The sequence below is a fragment of the Enterobacter cloacae complex sp. ECC445 genome (assembly GCF_021892025.1).
Lineage (GTDB): Bacteria > Pseudomonadota > Gammaproteobacteria > Enterobacterales > Enterobacteriaceae > Enterobacter > Enterobacter chengduensis.
In genome coordinates, this window is record NZ_JAKLRZ010000008.1 from 185,373 (window position 1) to 201,363 (window position 15,991).

At 56.2% G+C, this 15,991-nt stretch carries 15 protein-coding genes and 1 riboswitch; of the genes, 4 read left to right on the forward strand and 11 right to left on the reverse strand.

From position 1 onward, the window contains the following. The first annotated feature begins 109 nt into the window (after nucleotides 1-109). The gene (locus L6R44_RS10100) at nucleotides 110-877 is read left to right on the forward strand and encodes a DedA family protein (protein WP_237424050.1); all 768 of its coding nucleotides are present in this window, start codon (nucleotides 110-112) and stop codon (nucleotides 875-877) included. A 137-nt stretch (nucleotides 878-1,014) separates the two neighbouring features. On the opposite strand, the gene thiQ is transcribed toward L6R44_RS10100, so the two are convergent. The 4 genes from thiQ to sgrR all read right to left on the reverse strand — a co-directional run bounded on the left by thiQ (nucleotide 1,015) and on the right by sgrR (nucleotide 6,093). Further along, a complete protein-coding gene (thiQ, locus tag L6R44_RS10105; RefSeq protein ID WP_237424051.1) occupies nucleotides 1,015-1,716 on the reverse strand; it encodes a thiamine ABC transporter ATP-binding protein ThiQ in 702 nt (233 codons plus the stop codon). Further along, complete coding sequence (thiP, locus tag L6R44_RS10110; RefSeq protein ID WP_237424052.1) at nucleotides 1,700-3,310, reverse strand: thiamine/thiamine pyrophosphate ABC transporter permease ThiP; 1,611 nt, start codon at nucleotides 3,308-3,310, stop codon at nucleotides 1,700-1,702. The genes thiQ and thiP overlap by 17 nt, the downstream gene beginning before the upstream one ends. Beyond that, entirely contained in the window at nucleotides 3,286-4,269 is a 984-nt protein-coding gene (gene thiB, locus L6R44_RS10115; protein ID WP_237424053.1) for a thiamine ABC transporter substrate binding subunit, read from the reverse strand. The genes thiP and thiB overlap by 25 nt, the downstream gene beginning before the upstream one ends. A 31-nt stretch (nucleotides 4,270-4,300) precedes the next feature. Next, nucleotides 4,301-4,401: riboswitch (TPP riboswitch) on the reverse strand. 36 nt (nucleotides 4,402-4,437) lie between these two features. Then, nucleotides 4,438-6,093, reverse strand: coding sequence for an HTH-type transcriptional regulator SgrR (gene sgrR / locus L6R44_RS10120; protein WP_237424054.1), 1,656 nt, complete (start codon nucleotides 6,091-6,093; stop codon nucleotides 4,438-4,440). An 88-nt stretch (nucleotides 6,094-6,181) separates the two neighbouring features. Between sgrR and sgrT the strand changes: the two genes are divergently transcribed. Beyond that, nucleotides 6,182-6,334, forward strand: a complete 153-nt coding sequence (gene sgrT, locus L6R44_RS10125) for a glucose uptake inhibitor SgrT (RefSeq protein ID WP_032644049.1) — start codon at nucleotides 6,182-6,184, stop codon at nucleotides 6,332-6,334. Nucleotides 6,335-6,454: 120 nt separating this feature from the next. Then, the gene (locus L6R44_RS10130) at nucleotides 6,455-7,633 is read left to right on the forward strand and encodes a sugar efflux transporter (RefSeq protein WP_237424055.1); all 1,179 of its coding nucleotides are present in this window, start codon (nucleotides 6,455-6,457) and stop codon (nucleotides 7,631-7,633) included. Between the two features lie 47 nt (nucleotides 7,634-7,680). Here L6R44_RS10130 and L6R44_RS10135 read toward each other — a convergent pair whose 3' ends face one another. The 7 genes from L6R44_RS10135 to leuL form a co-directional block, all read right to left on the reverse strand. Continuing rightward, the gene (locus L6R44_RS10135; protein WP_237424056.1) at nucleotides 7,681-8,262 is read right to left on the reverse strand and encodes a cytochrome b/b6 domain-containing protein; all 582 of its coding nucleotides are present in this window, start codon (nucleotides 8,260-8,262) and stop codon (nucleotides 7,681-7,683) included. A gap of 106 nt (nucleotides 8,263-8,368) precedes the next feature. Beyond that, nucleotides 8,369-9,259: a cation diffusion facilitator family transporter gene (locus tag L6R44_RS10140; protein WP_237424057.1), complete on the reverse strand. Its 891-nt coding sequence runs from the start codon at nucleotides 9,257-9,259 to the stop codon at nucleotides 8,369-8,371. Between the two features lie 161 nt (nucleotides 9,260-9,420). Then, on the reverse strand, nucleotides 9,421-10,026 hold the full coding sequence (gene leuD / locus L6R44_RS10145; RefSeq protein WP_237424058.1) for a 3-isopropylmalate dehydratase small subunit: 606 nt from the start codon (nucleotides 10,024-10,026) through the stop codon (nucleotides 9,421-9,423). A 10-nt stretch (nucleotides 10,027-10,036) separates the two neighbouring features. Beyond that, on the reverse strand, nucleotides 10,037-11,437 hold the full coding sequence (gene leuC, locus L6R44_RS10150; RefSeq protein WP_032644054.1) for a 3-isopropylmalate dehydratase large subunit: 1,401 nt from the start codon (nucleotides 11,435-11,437) through the stop codon (nucleotides 10,037-10,039). Between the two features lie 2 nt (nucleotides 11,438-11,439). Next, nucleotides 11,440-12,531, reverse strand: coding sequence for a 3-isopropylmalate dehydrogenase (leuB, locus tag L6R44_RS10155; protein WP_032644055.1), 1,092 nt, complete (start codon nucleotides 12,529-12,531; stop codon nucleotides 11,440-11,442). Then, a complete protein-coding gene (gene leuA, locus L6R44_RS10160) occupies nucleotides 12,531-14,102 on the reverse strand; it encodes a 2-isopropylmalate synthase (protein ID WP_237424059.1) in 1,572 nt (523 codons plus the stop codon). Before leuA ends, leuB begins: the two co-directional genes overlap by 1 nt. A gap of 91 nt (nucleotides 14,103-14,193) precedes the next feature. Continuing rightward, nucleotides 14,194-14,280, reverse strand: a complete 87-nt coding sequence (gene leuL / locus L6R44_RS24995; RefSeq protein WP_071530973.1) for a leu operon leader peptide — start codon at nucleotides 14,278-14,280, stop codon at nucleotides 14,194-14,196. 588 nt (nucleotides 14,281-14,868) lie between these two features. Here leuL and leuO point away from each other — a divergent pair. Then, on the forward strand, nucleotides 14,869-15,831 hold the full coding sequence (gene leuO, locus L6R44_RS10165; protein ID WP_279238172.1) for a transcriptional regulator LeuO: 963 nt from the start codon (nucleotides 14,869-14,871) through the stop codon (nucleotides 15,829-15,831). Nucleotides 15,832-15,991: the final 160 nt, after the last annotated feature.

Here is a 15,991-nt window from a genome sequence, read left to right on the forward strand (position 1 = left end):
AAACAGGTGAACCCGGAAAGCAACCTGTAAACTATTCAGACAATTGTTGCCTTGACGCGGTGCGGGGCGCTAAGCAGAATCGCTGATTCGTTTTCTGACCGGAATAGTTATGCAGGCATTGCTGGAACACTTTATTACCCAGTCCGTTATGTACTCGCTCATCGCCGTGGCGCTGGTGGCGTTTCTGGAATCGCTGGCGCTCGTAGGGTTAATCCTGCCCGGCACCGTGATGATGGCGGGTCTTGGCGCGCTGATTGGCAGCGGCGAGGTCAATTTCTGGCAGGCGTGGCTGGCCGGGATTATCGGCTGCCTGCTGGGCGACTGGATCTCCTTCTGGCTGGGCTGGCGCTTTAAGAAGCCGCTGCACCGCTGGTCGTTCATGAAAAAGAACAAAGCCTTGCTGGATAAAACCGAGCATGCGCTGCATCAGCACAGCATGTTTACCATCCTCGTGGGCCGCTTTGTCGGGCCAACGCGTCCGCTGGTGCCGATGGTTGCCGGAATGCTGGATCTGCCCGTCGCAAAATTTGTGGTGCCGAACATCATCGGCTGCGTCTTCTGGCCGCCGTTCTACTTCCTGCCGGGGATCCTGGCCGGCGCGGCTATCGATATTCCTGACGGCATGCAAAGTGGTGAGTTTAAGTGGCTGCTGCTGGGCACCGCGCTGCTGCTGTGGCTGGCCGCGTGGCTGTGCTGGCGGCTGTGGCGCAGCGCCAAAGCCAGCGTCGATCGCCTGACGCGCTATCTTCCGCGCACTCGTCTTTTGTGGCTGGCCCCGCTGACGCTGGGCGTTGCGGTGATGGCGCTGGTCGCGCTAATTCGCCATCCTCTGATGCCGGTGTACGGTGAAATCCTGTTGAAGGTGGTGAGCCGTTAATGTGTTTTCCCTCTCCCTGTGGGAGAGGGCCAGGGTGAGGGCATCAGACCGCACAAGGTAAAAGCAAAACGGCAACCAGAGTTGCCGTTTTTAATGTTTTTACCCTCTCCCTGTGGGAGAGGGCTAGGGTGAGGGCATCAGACGGCACGAATGCCCAACAGTGAAGACGCCCCCGCTTTACCACTCAGAAGTTCTTCCGTCATCCCATCCCACGCGATTCGCCCTTCGGCAATGACCACCGATCTTGGGGCAATCCGCGCGGCATCTTCGATACTGTGCGATACCATCAGCATCGTCAGCTGCTGGCGCTGGCAGACGTCCTGCACCAGCGCCAGCATCTCCTGGCGCAGCGCCGGGTCGAGCGCCGAGAACGGCTCATCCAGCAGCAGTATCGGCTGCTCGCGCACCAGACAACGCGCCAGCGCCACGCGCTGACGCTGGCCGCCGGAAAGCTCGCCCGGCAGCCTGTCGATAAACCCGGCGATCCCCATCTGCGCGGCAATCTCCTCCAGCTTATGGCGCTGGGCGCCGTTCAGCCTCAGCCCCGGATGCATCCCCAGGGCGATGTTTTGCCGCACCGTCAGGTGGGTAAACAGATTGTTTTCCTGAAACAGCATGGAGACAGGACGTTTTGCAGGCGGCGTATGGGTATGATCCCGATTATCGATGGCGATCGAGCCGCTTGCCGGCTGCAGAAAACCCGCAACCAGATTAAGCAGCGTGCTTTTTCCCGCGCCGCTTGGGCCAAGCACCGCAACCCTCTCTCCCTGACGCACGGAGAGCGTGAAGCGCATCGGCAGATGCTGATAAAGCCAGGTTACATCAGTCAGTTTTAACATCACGCCCCGGAAGTTTTTCGATAACGGTAAATAAGGCAAAGCACAGCAGCAGAAGCAACAGCGCGGTCACCGCGCCGTCCTGACTGCGATAAGAGCCGATTTGCTGATAGAGCCAGTAGGGGAGCGTGCGGAAATCGTCGTTGCCGAACAGCGCCACGACCCCAAAATCTCCAATGGAGAGCACGCAGGCAAACGCCAGCGCCTGCGCCAGCGGACGTTTAAGCGCGCGCAGTTCGACCACCTTCAGCCGCTGCCAGCCCTGCATGCCCAGCGACTGACACAGCAAACCGTAGCGGCTGTTGACGTCGCGCATCGGGTTTTCCAGCACCTTGAGCGCGTAAGGGATGGCCATTAAGGCGTTGGTAAAGATAACGATGCCGTCGGCGCGTTCCGGCAGGCCGACGGTGCTGTTGAACAGCAGGAAGAAGCCAGTCGCCAGCACGATCCCCGGCATCGCCAGTATCAGCATGCCCGTCAGTTCCATTATCTGTCCGGCCTTTTGCGCCCGGCGAGCGTAGAGCTCACGGCTGCTCCACAGCAGCATCATGGTCAGGATGACGCACAATAATCCGGCAGCCAGCGCGATGCGCAGCGAGGTCCAGGTGGCCTGCCAGAGGACGGGCTGTTGCAGGACGGACATAAGATTGAGGTTCAGCCCGTCAGCGATAACGGCCAACAGCGGCGGCAGCAGAAGCAGAAGCGCCAGCGCGATCAGGACAAAATCGGAGACGCGGCTGTGCAGGCTGTCCTGCGGGTCGCGCCAGCCGGTTATTTGATTGCTGCCGGGGGGAATGGCTTTGCTCAGCCGCTGGCTCAGAAGCACCAGCGCAAGGCAGCACGCCATTTGCACCATCGCCAGCAGCGCGGCGCGGCCCGGATCGTAGTCGTAACTCAGCGCCTGGTAAATCGCCAGCTCGATGGTGGTGGCCTGCGGCCCGCCGCCGAGTGACAGCACGGTGGCAAAGCTGGCAAAGCAGAGCATAAAGATTAACGCCGCCACGGACGGGATCTGTCGGCGCAGCCACGGCCATTCGACAAAGCGGAAGAACGACACGCCGCGCATGCCGAGCTGGGCGGCAATCTGGCGCTGCTCGCCGGGAATGTTTTCCAGCGCCTGCAAAAAGAGGCGCGTCGCCATCGGCATATTGAAGAAGACGTGCGCGAGCAGAATGCCCTGCAGTCCGTAAGGAGAGAAGGTCCACTCCAGACCAAGCTGGCCGAACAGCGACGCCAGCCAGCCCTGGCGACCGTAAACGCTCAGAATACCAAATACGGCCACCAGCACCGGCAGGATCAGCGTCATGGCACACAGGCGCAGCAGCGCCTGCCTGCCGGGGAAGCGCCGCCGGTACAGCGCGCGTGCAAGAAAAATGGCCGGGATGACTGACAGCAGGGCTGAAAGAAACGCCTGCCAGAAGGAGAAACGGATCACGTGCCAGAGGTAGCTGTCGTGCCAGAGGGCGAGCAGGTCGCTCTCTGGCGCGTTAAACCACAGGGCAAGAAAGGCCCCCAGACTGACCGCCACCATCACAACGGCGGCGAGCAGCCCGGGAAGTAGCCAGCCGGGAATCAGCGGCTGACGGCGCGTTGCCATTCACTTACCCATGCTGCTCGGTGCGCGGCGACCTGCTGCGGCGTAAACTCCAGCGAGGTTTGTGGTTTGGTTAACTGCTCGAAACCGGCCGGCAGCGCAACGTTAGTGACCGGATACATCCAGTTGCCTGCGGGAATCGCATTCTGGAACGCCGGTGAAACCATAAACTTCAGGAACTTCTCGGCCAGCTCCGGCTGTTTGCTGGCGGCGGTACGCGCAGCGACCTCTACCTGCATGTAGTGCCCTTCAGCAAAATTCGCGGCGGCGTAGTTATCTTTCTTCTCGGCGATAATGTGGTAGGCCGGAGAGGTGGTGTAGCTCAGCACCAGGTCGCTTTCGCCTTTCAGGAACAGGCCGTAGGCTTCGCTCCAGCCTTTGGTCACGGTCACGGTTTTGGCGGCCAGCTTCTGCCACGCCTGTGGCGCTTTATCCCCATAAACCTTTTGCATCCACAGCAGCAGGCCCAGCCCAGGCGTGCTGGTGCGCGGATCTTCATAAATCACGCGCCATTTTTGGTCGCTCTCCACCAGCTCTTTCAGGCTCTTCGGCGGATTTTTCAGCTTGTTTTTATCGTAGACAAACGCAAAGTAGCCGTAGTCGAACGGCACAAAGGTGTCATTTTTCCAGCCGCCCGGCACGTTAACGGCCTCTGCCGCGACGCCGCTTTTGGCAAACAGTTTGGTTTGCGAGGCGGCCTCCAGCAGGTTGTTATCGAGCCCGAGCACCACGTCGGCCTTGCTGTTTTTTCCTTCCATGCGCAGACGGTTGAGCAACGACACGCCATCTTCCAGCGCCACGAACTTCAGCTCGCAGTTGCAGTCAGCTTCAAAGGCTTTTTTGACCACCGGGCCAGGGCCCCAGTCGGCAGAGAAAGAGTCGTAGGTGTAGACCGTCAGAACGGGCTTCGCGAAAGCAGGCAGCGCAAACAGCGCCAGCAGGGGGAGAACTTTTTTTAACACTTTGCACCTCAAAGTTGAGTGGCAAAGGATTTTGAGCAACAGCCTCAAATCCCTTCGCCGGCGTTATCCGGATCAGGTTCGACGGGTATTATCTCAGCGCACATCTGTGATGCAGCACCCCGTTGAGAACGGCGCTATTGTAATGATTTGGTGAATATTACGAAAGCGTTATGGCTCCGGCGGCGCAAACCAGGCGGATTTAAAATCAAACCAGCCCAGGGTGTTCATCCGCAGGCCGCGCATACTGCGCTGGCCCTGGATCATCAGCCAGTGGTGGATCAACGGGACGATCGCCTGTTCCTCAAGCAGCGCCTTGCACCACGCGGCAAGGTTCATGTCGCCAGCGCGCCACCGTTCGGCGTCCTGCTGCCAGTCGCGCGTGATGCAGTGCTGGATCAGCGGGACCTCATACAGGTGCGAAAAGAGCGAGAAATCGAGCGGCAGGGTGAAGTTGGCGCTGTTTAACCAGATATCGCTGACGATCTCCCCCCGGTGCCATTCGTCATAGTCCACTTCTTTGACCTCCAGCGTGACCCCTTCTGCGGCCAGCAGTCGGGTCATGATCCCGGCGATAAAACGATGCTCCACGTGCTCGCGGTAGTAGGTGAGGGTGATGGACTCCAGCCCGGCAGGCTTGACGCAGTGCGCCGGGCGGGCGTGGTGCCAGCGCGGAAGCAGGCCGTACGCCGGGAACCAGTATGTCTGGTACTGCTCTTCCGCATGGTAGATCAGATTGGAGGGGGACAACACGTGGCTGACCCACTGACGAACGGCCTGGTTTGCCCCGCGGTGGGTGCGGCTATCAAACAGCAGGTAGTAGCATCCCTCCTCCAGACGGCTTTCCACCGCCTTTTCTCCCGCAGTGGGGCCTTCCAGCGTCAGCCCGCAGCTCAGGTCTTCATTGAGATCCGGCAATACCCAGACGTTCACCTCGTCGATCAGCGCCCGATAGCCAAAGTAGTCATCGAAGGCGCGGATTTTTAGCTGGTTGCTGTTATTGCGGGACACGGAGTAGGGCCCGGTGCCAATCGGCAGGCTGGCAAAGTTGTTCAGCGATTCCCACTCGGCAGGCATGATCATCGACGGCACATAGCCCAGCAGCCAGGGAAGCCACTTGTCCTGCTGCGACAGCTCAATATCCAGCGTCCATGCCGTGGGGGAGTGGATACGGGAAATGTGCGAGTAGAGCGGTAGCCGACGGGCGCGCTCCAGAGAGGCGATGACGTCGTGTATTTCCAGCTCGCGGCCGTGGTGAAAGTGGATGCCGGGGCGCAGGAAGAACCGCCAGTGAAGCGGAGAAAGCTGCTGCCAGTGGTGCGCGATATCCGCTTCCAGTTCCCCGTTTTCCTCATTTATGCGCGTCAGGCCGTTGAAGATTTGCCTGGCCATGTGGGTTTCCGAGCGGCGTAACGCCGTGCCGGGCAGCAGATTTTTCATGGGGCGATAGTAGAGCACCCGCAGGATGTGTCGGCCCTGACGAAAGCTGCGCCCGAGATGCGAAACCAGCATCTGACGCACGGCGGCCTTGTCGCCCACCAGCTGGACCAGCTGATCGATGCGATCCTGCTCGAGCAGGTCTTCCGCGCGCTGCTGCTGCAACGCCAGCCCGGTGTAGAGAAAGGTCAGGCGCGAGCGTTTGCCGCGTCCCGCTTCCGCTTCCCAGCTTAACCAGCCCTGCTGCTGCATGGTGTTGAGCAGCGTGCGCATATGGCGGCGGGAACAGCTAAGCAGGTCGGCCAGCTCGTTGAGCGTGGTCTCCTGCGATTGCCCCTCGCAGCACTGCCAGAGGCGGATAAACTGTTGTTGCAGACGACCGGAAGGCATAAAAGGGGAACTCCTGACAAAAAACCAGCAATTTATTAATCCCTATATTAGGCCAATAATTCTTCTCGATGAAGCGAGGAGGTAAATTATGAAGAGGTCTACCGCACGTCAGTTTTATCAGCAGTACTTTTCAGCGACAAAGGGATCGTCCTGGCTGGCCCGTCAGTGTGCAGAACAGCGGCTGAAAACGTTAGAAGAATTGATGCAGTGGGACGTTACAACGCCGACCTCTTCCCGCTAACTCGCCTCGATCATGTGTGACTGAGTATTGGTGCTTATCACCCGCCAGCAAAATGTTTTTGCTGGCTTTTTTCGTTTATTCTTTCACCCGATTACGATTCGCTTTCACAAGGACTTGCGCATGCTCTGGTTGATGACGATGGGGCGACGCCTGAACGGAGTGTACGCCGCTTTTATGCTGGTGGCCTTTATGATGGGCGTGGCGGGGGCGCTGCAGGCGCCGACGCTGAGCCTGTTTCTCAGCCGCGAGGTGGGGGCACAGCCGTTCTGGGTCGGGCTGTTCTATACCGTCAACGCCATTGCCGGGATCCTGGTCAGCCTCGCGCTGGCGAAACGATCGGACAGCCGGGGCGATCGCCGTAAGCTGATCCTCTTTTGCTGCGCGATGGCCGTGGGTAACGCGCTGCTCTTTGCGTTCAACCGTCATTATCTGACGCTGATTACCTGCGGCGTGCTGCTGGCGTCGCTGGCGAATACCGCTATGCCACAGCTTTTCGCGCTGGCGAGGGAATATGCGGATAGCTCGGCGCGGGAAGTGGTGATGTTCAGCTCGGTGATGCGTGCCCAGCTCTCGCTGGCGTGGGTTATTGGTCCGCCGCTGGCCTTCATGCTGGCGTTAAACTACGGCTTTACCGCGATGTTCTCTATCGCCGCGGCCATTTTTGCCATTAGCCTGGTGCTGATTGCCTTTGCGTTACCGTCCGTGGCGCGGGTGGAGCAGACGACGGATAAACCGATAACGCAAGCGAGCGGCTGGCAGGACAAAAACGTCCGCATGCTGTTTATCGCCTCCACGCTGATGTGGACCTGCAACACCATGTACATCATCGATATGCCGCTGTGGATCAGCAGCGATCTCGGTCTGCCGGACAGGCTCGCGGGGATCTTAATGGGGACCGCTGCCGGGCTGGAAATTCCGGCCATGATTCTGGCGGGATACTACGTTAAACGCTTCGGAAAGCGTCGGATGATGATCGTCGCCGTAGCGGCCGGGGTGCTGTTCTACGCGGGGCTGATCCTTTTCCATTCGCGTGAAGCGTTGCTGGCGCTGCAGCTGTTTAACGCCGTGTTTATTGGGATTGTTGCCGGGATCGGCATGCTCTGGTTTCAGGATCTTATGCCCGGCCGTGCAGGCTCGGCGACCACGCTTTTTACCAACAGCATTTCAACCGGGGTGATTCTGGCGGGGGTGATTCAGGGGGCGCTGGCGCAAAGCTACGGGCACGGCGCGGTCTACTGGATGATTGCGGCGCTCTCCGTAGTGACGCTCATGCTGACCTGCCGCGTTAAAGACGTGTAATCGGGTAAATGAAACGGAGCCCGGATGCGCCGGGCTCTGCGAACCTTTTATTCGGAATACTGATATTTACGCTGCGCGCGTAGCGTCAGATACATATGAACAAGGCCCATGAAGCCGTGTGCCCAGAAATAGGTCTCAATAAAGACCGTCAGGAATTTATGCAAACCCAGGACGGATTCCGTGACGGGCGACACCGGACCGAGCGTGGCGTTCAGCACGAACCAGGCTGCCCCGCAGAGCGCCACGCCCAGCAGCGCCAGCACGCCAAGACCCTGCACCGTGGCCGCCATCCCGCCTGCATGCGCGTCGGGAAGCTGGCGCTGCGTCAGGGTACGAATATCGTCAACGATTCCGCGAAAATCCAGCGCCAGCCAGGCGAAGTAATACTTAAATCCGCGCTGGGTTAACATCCATGCCATCATGGCAATGCCGCAAAAAATTAAACCAAATCCGGAGATAACGTGGATCCAGGTAACAATTCCGTTCAGCCCGGATTCGTGGAGGGCTTCACTTTCGGTAAAATTTGAATTAATTATTTGCGCTAATACCAGCACGGCAACAACAATGTGCAGCACGCCAAGAAAAGGCGTTTCTTTATGGGGAAGCGTATCACGCAATGTTGGGCTCATCGCTTTTTACCTCAATAATGAGAGAGCTGATGCGATGCATTGTGACGCAAATTAATTAACGAAACCTTAACTAGCGGGTGCGCCACACTCTATTTACGCGTTCCGGTTACTGGGCGGGGTCAATATGCGTCATGACGTTCAGCACATTAACGTTTTGCATCACCTTGTTTCTGGCATTGACGGCAATCTGATGCCCTTCTTTTACGCTTAATTCGCCGTTCACTTCCAGATGAACATCGACGAGCGCTAAATCGCCCATCTTGCGGGTTTTTAAGTCATGGAGTCCGGTGACGCCTTCGGTTGACAGCAGGCACGTTTTGATATCGTTTTCCAGCTCGGGTTCCAGCGAACGGTCCATCAGATCGTGCAGGGCATCAGCAGAGAATTTGTAACCCATATGGGCGATGAATATGCCGACAATCAGAGCCGCAACCAGGTCCATTGCGTGAAAACCCAGTAAATTTCCGGCAATACCAACAGCGACAACCACGGACGACGCGGCGTCAGAGCGGGCATGCCAGGCGTTGGCAATCAGCAGCGAGGACTGAATGCGTTTTCCCGTGGCGAACATGTATCTGAATAAACTTTCCTTCACCACCAGCGCCAGTATCGCCACCCACAAAGCGGCCCCTTTCACCAGCTGATGGGTCTCGGGGTGAAGCAGTTTATTGCCTGCGGACCACAGCATCCCCACGCCTACGAGCAGCAGAATAGCGCCAATAATGAGCTTCGCACCGTTTTCGAAACGCAGATGACCGTAATGGTGATCGAAATCAGAGGCTTTATGACTTTTTTTATTCGCAATCAGAACGACAAAATCAGAGGATAAATCGGAAAGAGAATGAATCCCATCAGCAATTAACCCTTGCGAGCCGGAAAATAATCCTGCAAGTATCTGAAAGCCGGTGAGTAAAATATTAATTATCACGCTCACTAATGTGCATTTATGTATTTCCCGCGAACGGAGATGAGACTCATTGCCATTTTTCTTTTCCATGATGATTTCCGCTACAAGCTGATTGAGCGAGTATTCTGCGCAGGGAATATTAAATTGACATTAAATATAACGTCTTTATCCGCTTAATGTTGGAAGCAATGACAGTATGGGAGGGGACGAGCGTAAAGTGCGGCCTGCAGAGTGCACTGCAGGCCGGAGCGTTATTTCATAAATGCAGGTTGTTTTTGTTCGTAAGAGGCAATCGCCGTGTCGTGCTGGAGAGTTAAGCCAATGCTGTCCAGACCGTTCAGCATGCAGTGACGGCGGAACGCGTCAATGCTGAAGCTGTAGGTCTTGTCCCCGGCTTTCACCACTTCCGCTTCCAGATCCACTTCAAACGCCATGCCCGGGTTCGCCTTAACCAGCGCAAACAGCTCATCGACTTGCTCATCGCTCAGCGTCACCGGCAGCAGCTGGTTGTTGAAGCTGTTGCCGTAAAAGATATCCGCAAAGCTTGGGGCGATGACCACTTTGAAGCCGTAGTCGGTGAGCGCCCACGGCGCGTGCTCGCGGGATGAACCGCAGCCAAAGTTTTCCCGCGCCAGCAGGATGGAGGCGCCTTTATATTCCGGGAAGTTCAGAACGAATTCGGGATTAGGCACTTCGCCTTTATCGTCCAGGAAACGCCAGTCGTTAAACAGGTGCGCGCCAAAACCGGTACGCGTCACCTTCTGCAAAAACTGCTTAGGAATGATCGCGTCCGTATCAACGTTAGCGGCGTCCAGCGGGACAACACGGCCCGTATGTTGGGTAAATTTCTCTGCCATGATTGTCTCCTTATTTCAGGCTGCGAATGTCGGCGAAATGGCCGGTAACGGCCGCAGCGGCGGCCATTGCCGGGCTGACCAGATGGGTGCGCCCACCGCGGCCCTGACGGCCTTCAAAGTTACGGTTGCTGGTAGAGGCGCAGCGCTCACCCGGGTTCAGGCGATCGTTATTCATGGCCAGACACATAGAGCAGCCGGGCAGGCGCCACTCGAAGCCCGCGTCGATAAAGATCTTATCCAGACCTTCGGCTTCCGCCTGGGCTTTCACCGGGCCGGAGCCTGGAACCACCAGCGCCTGCACGCCGGGCGCCACTTTGCGGCCTTTGGCAATCTCTGCCGCCGCACGCAAATCTTCGATACGGGAGTTGGTGCAGGAACCGATAAAGACTTTATCAATGGCGACATCGGTCAACGGCACGCCGGGCTTCAGCCCCATGTAGGCCAGCGCTTTTTCCGCACTGGCGCGCTCGACCGGATCGGTAAAAGATGCCGGGTCAGGGATATTGTCGTTAACGGAAATCACCTGGCCCGGATTGGTGCCCCAGGTCACCTGAGGCGCAATCTCTTCTGCCTGCAGGGTGACGACGGTGTCAAAGGTCGCTCCGTCATCCGTTTTCAGGGTTTTCCAGTACGCGACCGCGTCGTCAAAATCCTGGCCTTTCGGCGCGTGCAGACGGCCCTTCACATAGTTGAAGGTCGTTTCATCTGGCGCGACCAGACCGGCTTTGGCGCCCATCTCAATCGCCATGTTGCACAGGGTCATGCGACCCTCCATGCTCAGCGCCTGAATGGCGTCTCCGCAGAACTCAACAACATGACCGGTGCCGCCTGCGCTGCCGGTTTTACCGATGATGGCCAGCACGATGTCTTTTGCGGTAATACCCGGCGCGGCTTTACCCTTCACCTCAATCTTCATGGTTTTAGCGCGGCCCTGCTTCAGGGTCTGCGTCGCCAGCACGTGTTCCACTTCAGACGTGCCGATCCCGAACGCCAGGGCGCCAAACGCGCCGTGGGTTGCGGTATGGGAGTCGCCGCAGACGATGGTCATGCCCGGCAGGGTAATTCCCTGCTCTGGCCCCATCACGTGAACGATGCCCTGATAAGGGTGGTTCAGGTCGTACAGCTCTACGCCAAATTCGTTGCAGTTCTTAATCAGCTCCTGCATCTGAATACGCGCCATCTCACCCGAGGCGTTAATGTCTTTAGTCTGGGTAGAAACGTTGTGGTCCATCGTCGCGAAGGTTTTACCCGGCTGACGTACCGGGCGCTTGTGCGCGCGCAGGCCGTCAAACGCCTGAGGAGAGGTCACTTCGTGTACCAGATGACGGTCAATGTACAGCAGCGGGGTTTCGTTTGGCGCCTCGTGGACAACGTGCGCATCAAACAACTTTTCATATAAGGTTTTGGCCATGATTACACCCCTTCAGCGACATAGCGGGCAATGATGTCGCCCATTTCATCAGTACTAACAGCCGCCGTGCCGCGTGCTAAATCACCGGTACGGACGCCTTCTTCTAACGCCCGGTTAATGGCGTTTTCAATTGCGGTTGCTGCATCACCTGCATCCAGGCTGTAGCGCAGCAGCAGGGCCAGGGAGAGGATCTGCGCAATCGGGTTAGCGATGTTTTTACCTGCGATATCCGGGGCGGAACCGCCCGCGGGCTCATACAGGCCAAAGCCTTCTTCGTTCAGGCTCGCGGAGGGCAGCATGCCCATGGAGCCGGTGATCATCGCGCACTCGTCTGACAAAATGTCGCCGAACAGGTTGGAGCACAGCAGCACGTCAAACTGGGACGGATCCTTAATCAGCTGCATGGTTGCGTTGTCGATGTACATGTGCGACAGCGCGACGTCCGGGTACTGCTTAGCCACTTCGCTGACGATCTCGCGCCACAAAATGGACGACTGCAGCACGTTCGCTTTATCAATAGAAGTCACTTTATGACGGCGTTTGCGCGCAGACTCAAACGCGATATGGGCGATTCGTTCGATTTCGAAACGGTGATACACCTCGGTATCAAACGCTTTTTCATGCTGACCGCTGCCTTCGCGGCCCTTTGGTTGACCGAAATAGATCCCCCCGGTCAGTTCACGCACGCACAGAATGTCGAAACCGTTGGCGGCGATATCCGCGCGCAGCGGGCAGAACTCTTCCAGACCCTGATACAGCTTCGCCGGACGCAGGTTGCTGAACAGCTTGAAATGCTTGCGCAGCGGCAGCAGCGCGCCGCGCTCTGGCTGTTCAGCCGGCGGCAGGTGTTCCCATTTTGGGCCACCGACGGAGCCAAACAGCACGGCGTCGGCATGTTCGCAGCCTTCCACGGTCGCTTTTGGCAGCGGCGTACCGTGGTTATCAATCGCAATACCGCCCACATCGTAGTGGCTGGTGGTGATTTTCATCGCAAAACGCGAGCGAACGGCTTCCAGTACTTTCAGCGCCTGTGCCATCACTTCCGGGCCAATACCGTCGCCCGGCAACACAGCAATATGGTAATTCTTCGACATTACACGGTTTCCTTGTTGTTCTCTTTATTCTGAGCTTTGCGTTGCAACTCTTTTTCGACTTCGGCGGCGCGCCAGATGTTGTTCAAAACGTGCACCATCGCTTTTGCGGAGGATTCGACGATATCGGTCGCCAGGCCCACGCCGTGGAAACGACGACCGTTATAATTGACGACGATATCCACCTGACCCAGCGCATCTTTACCGTGGCCTTTGGCCGTCAGGTCATATTTCACCAGCTCAACGTCGTACTCGGTGACGCGGTTAATGGCCTGATAGATGGCGTCGACGGGGCCGTTGCCGTTCGCGGCCTCTGCTTTAATGTCATCGCCGCAGGCCAGTTTGACCGAGGCGGTAGCGATGTCGCTGGAGCCGGACTGTACGTTGAAATAATCCAGACGGAAGTGCTCTGGCTCTTCCTGCTGCTTGTTAATAAAGGCCAGCGCTTCCAGGTCGTAGTCGAAGACCTGACCTTTTTTATCGGCCAGCTTCAGGAACGCGTCGTACAGCTGATCCATGTTGTAATCGCTGTCCTTATAACCCATCTCCTCCATGCGGTGCTTCACCGCCGCGCGGCCGGAGCGGGAGGTCAGGTTCAGCTGCACCTGATTCAGACCGATAGATTCCGGGGTCATGATTTCGTAGTTTTCGCGGTTCTTCAGCACGCCATCCTGGTGAATACCGGAGGAGTGCGCGAAGGCGCCGGTGCCGACAATCGCTTTGTTCGCCGGAATGGGCATGTTGCAAATCTGGCTGACGGTCTGGCTGGTGCGCCAGATTTCGTTGTGATTGATGCGGGTGTGCACGTTCATAATGTCTTTGCGCACTTTGATCGCCATGATCACTTCTTCCAGCGAACAGTTGCCCGCGCGTTCGCCGATACCGTTCATCGCGCCTTCTACCTGACGCGCGCCGGCGTGGACGGCGGCGATGGCATTGCCGACGGCCAGGCCCAAATCATCGTGGGTGTGGACCGAGATAATTGCCTTATCAATGTTGGGTACGCGGTCATACAGGCCGGTGATGATGTTGGAGAACTCAAACGGCATGGTGTAGCCGACGGTGTCCGGGATGTTGATGGTTTTTGCGCCCGCGTTGATGGCGGCTTCTACCACACGCGCCAGGTCTTCGATTGGCGTACGGCCCGCATCTTCACAGGAGAATTCAACGTCATCGGTATAGTTGCGCGCACGCTTAACCATGTAGACCGCGCGCTCAATCACCTCATCCAGCGTGCTGCGCAGCTTGGTAGCGATGTGCATAGGCGAGGTGGCAATAAAGGTGTGGATACGGAACGCTTCGGCGACTTTCAGCGACTCGGCGGCAACGTCGATATCTTTCTCTACGCAGCGCGCCAGGGCACACACGCGGCTGTTTTTAATGGTGCGCGCGATAGTCTGGACGGATTCGAAATCACCCGGGGACGAGACCGGGAAACCGACTTCCATCACGTCGACACCCATACGTTCGAGAGCCAGCGCGATCTGCAGTTTCTCTTTTACACTCAGGCTTGCCTGCAATGCCTGTTCACCGTCACGTAAAGTAGTATCGAAAATAATGACTTGCTGGCTCATGGGTTAGGTCCTTGTCAGTCTTAGGGCGCCTTGCTACGAGCATAAAAAAACCCGCGCAGTGGCGCGGGTTTTTAGTCTTACTGGTGACGATTCAACGCTGAATTTCGCCCGCCAGTCTACCGCGCACAGTGGATGCGTTTAGTAGTAGTAGACCGGTGAAACGAATGGTGCGAATCATGAATCGTGCTCCGTTAAATTCAATATGCTTTTAGTGGTACTGGATACGGCCATTCATGTCAACCCCTGAGGATGAAAACGGGCCCGACAGACGGAATCGGCAGGGGATTTACTTTAGCTAATTGTGCTGGTTTTGGCTTTCCAGAACCGACGAATTGTCTAATTTTGGACTTAAGAAAAGCGTTGCAGAACGAATAAATATAATTGTTTAAAAATGCGTGAAATGTCTATAAAAGGACGCATTGTGTTTAAACGGTTTTGATATCATTGAGTTATAATTGCAGTGAATCTATTCCAGAATGCTGGAAAGCGAAGGGAGATAACAGGCTGTTAACTCACAGCAGGTCAATAGCGATAACAGTTTAATAATACTTAAGTCATCATTAACCTGCTGGCAATTGTATATTCGTCTGGTTTATGGTTTCATTTAAATCCTAAAGTCAAACATATCATTTGCGCTCATTAGATTTCGTTAATATAGAGTCTTTATATATTCCGAATTTTAAGTGATTCTCTTTCGCTGATCGTATTTGCATGATAAATCATATTTTTCGAGATTATTACCTTACGGTGGCAAAGGGAGTGTAGCGTGACAGTGGAGTCAGAAGTGCCAGAAAATAATATTAAACAACCTCAAGCTACTGATGGGATTAAACCGCAGTTACGCACGGTGGATCTTAATCTTCTGACGGTATTTGATGCTGTCATGCAGGAGCAAAATATCACCCGCGCAGCCCAGGCGTTGGGGATGTCACAACCTGCCGTGAGTAATGCCGTTGCCAGACTTAAAGTCATGTTTAACGACGAATTATTTGTTCGCTACGGAAGAGGGATCCAGCCTACGGCGCGTGCATTCCAGCTGTTCGGCTCTATCCGTCAGGCGCTGCAGTTGGTGCAAAATGAGCTGCCGGGATCGGGCTTTGAACCCTTAAGCAGCGAACGCGTATTCCATCTTTGTGTCTGTAGCCCCTTAGATAATTATTTAACGTCGGTGATTTATAATAAAGTTGAAGAGATCGCACCCAATATCAATCTGGTTTTTAAATCATCCCTGAATCAAAACACGGAACATCAGTTACGCTATCAGGAGATCGAATTCGTTCTCGGATATGAAGAGTTCCGTCGTCCAGAATTTTCCTGCGTGCCGCTGTTTAAAGATGAAATGGTTCTGGTCGCCAGTAAAAAGCATCCGCGCCTCAATTCTCCGCTGCGCGAAAGCGATGTTTATAACGAGCAGCACGCCGTTGTTGCACTCGACAGATATGCTTCCTTTAGCCTGCCGTGGTATGACACTGCGGATAAACAGGCGAGCGTAGCCTATCAGGGTATGGCCATGGTGAGCGTATTAAACGTGGTCTCCCAGACTCAGCTGGTAGCGATTGCGCCGCGCTGGCTGGCAGAAGAGTTTTCTGACCCTTTAAATCTGCAAATTTTGCCTCTGCCGCTCAAGCTAAATAGCCGTACCTGTTATCTTTCCTGGCACGAGGCGGCGGGCCGGGATAAAGGGCATCAGTGGATGGAGGAGCTGCTGGTGAGCATCTGCCGCCGGTAAACGCATCAGGATAAATTGCATTGGTTCATGCGATTTATCCTGAGTTCTTTTGCATAATTGCTATTTTGTTCTGCGATGTTTTTTTTCGGGCTGCTCTCCGGCGCGTAAAAATAGATGATTTCCTGCATTGTCGCGCTTTTCAGCGATGATTTATCACCCC

What these genes read in the sequence shown, in the direction of transcription:
- sgrR (WP_237424054.1), bottom strand. Translation starts at nt 6,093, where the DNA reads ATGCCTTCCGGTCGTCTGCAACAACAGTTTATCCGCCTCTGGCAGTGC.
- leuL (WP_071530973.1), bottom strand. Translation starts at nt 14,280, where the DNA reads ATGATTCGCACCATTCGTTTCACCGGTCTACTACTACTAAACGCATCC.
- thiQ (WP_237424051.1), bottom strand. Translation starts at nt 1,716, where the DNA reads ATGTTAAAACTGACTGATGTAACCTGGCTTTATCAGCATCTGCCGATG.
- L6R44_RS10135 (WP_237424056.1), bottom strand. Translation starts at nt 8,262, where the DNA reads ATGAGCCCAACATTGCGTGATACGCTTCCCCATAAAGAAACGCCTTTT.
- L6R44_RS10130 (WP_237424055.1), top strand. Translation starts at nt 6,455, where the DNA reads ATGCTCTGGTTGATGACGATGGGGCGACGCCTGAACGGAGTGTACGCC.
- leuA (WP_237424059.1), bottom strand. Translation starts at nt 14,102, where the DNA reads ATGAGCCAGCAAGTCATTATTTTCGATACTACTTTACGTGACGGTGAA.
- leuB (WP_032644055.1), bottom strand. Translation starts at nt 12,531, where the DNA reads ATGTCGAAGAATTACCATATTGCTGTGTTGCCGGGCGACGGTATTGGC.
- sgrT (WP_032644049.1), top strand. Translation starts at nt 6,182, where the DNA reads ATGAAGAGGTCTACCGCACGTCAGTTTTATCAGCAGTACTTTTCAGCG.
- L6R44_RS10100 (WP_237424050.1), top strand. Translation starts at nt 110, where the DNA reads ATGCAGGCATTGCTGGAACACTTTATTACCCAGTCCGTTATGTACTCG.
- thiP (WP_237424052.1), bottom strand. Translation starts at nt 3,310, where the DNA reads ATGGCAACGCGCCGTCAGCCGCTGATTCCCGGCTGGCTACTTCCCGGG.
- leuC (WP_032644054.1), bottom strand. Translation starts at nt 11,437, where the DNA reads ATGGCCAAAACCTTATATGAAAAGTTGTTTGATGCGCACGTTGTCCAC.
- L6R44_RS10140 (WP_237424057.1), bottom strand. Translation starts at nt 9,259, where the DNA reads ATGGAAAAGAAAAATGGCAATGAGTCTCATCTCCGTTCGCGGGAAATA.
- leuD (WP_237424058.1), bottom strand. Translation starts at nt 10,026, where the DNA reads ATGGCAGAGAAATTTACCCAACATACGGGCCGTGTTGTCCCGCTGGAC.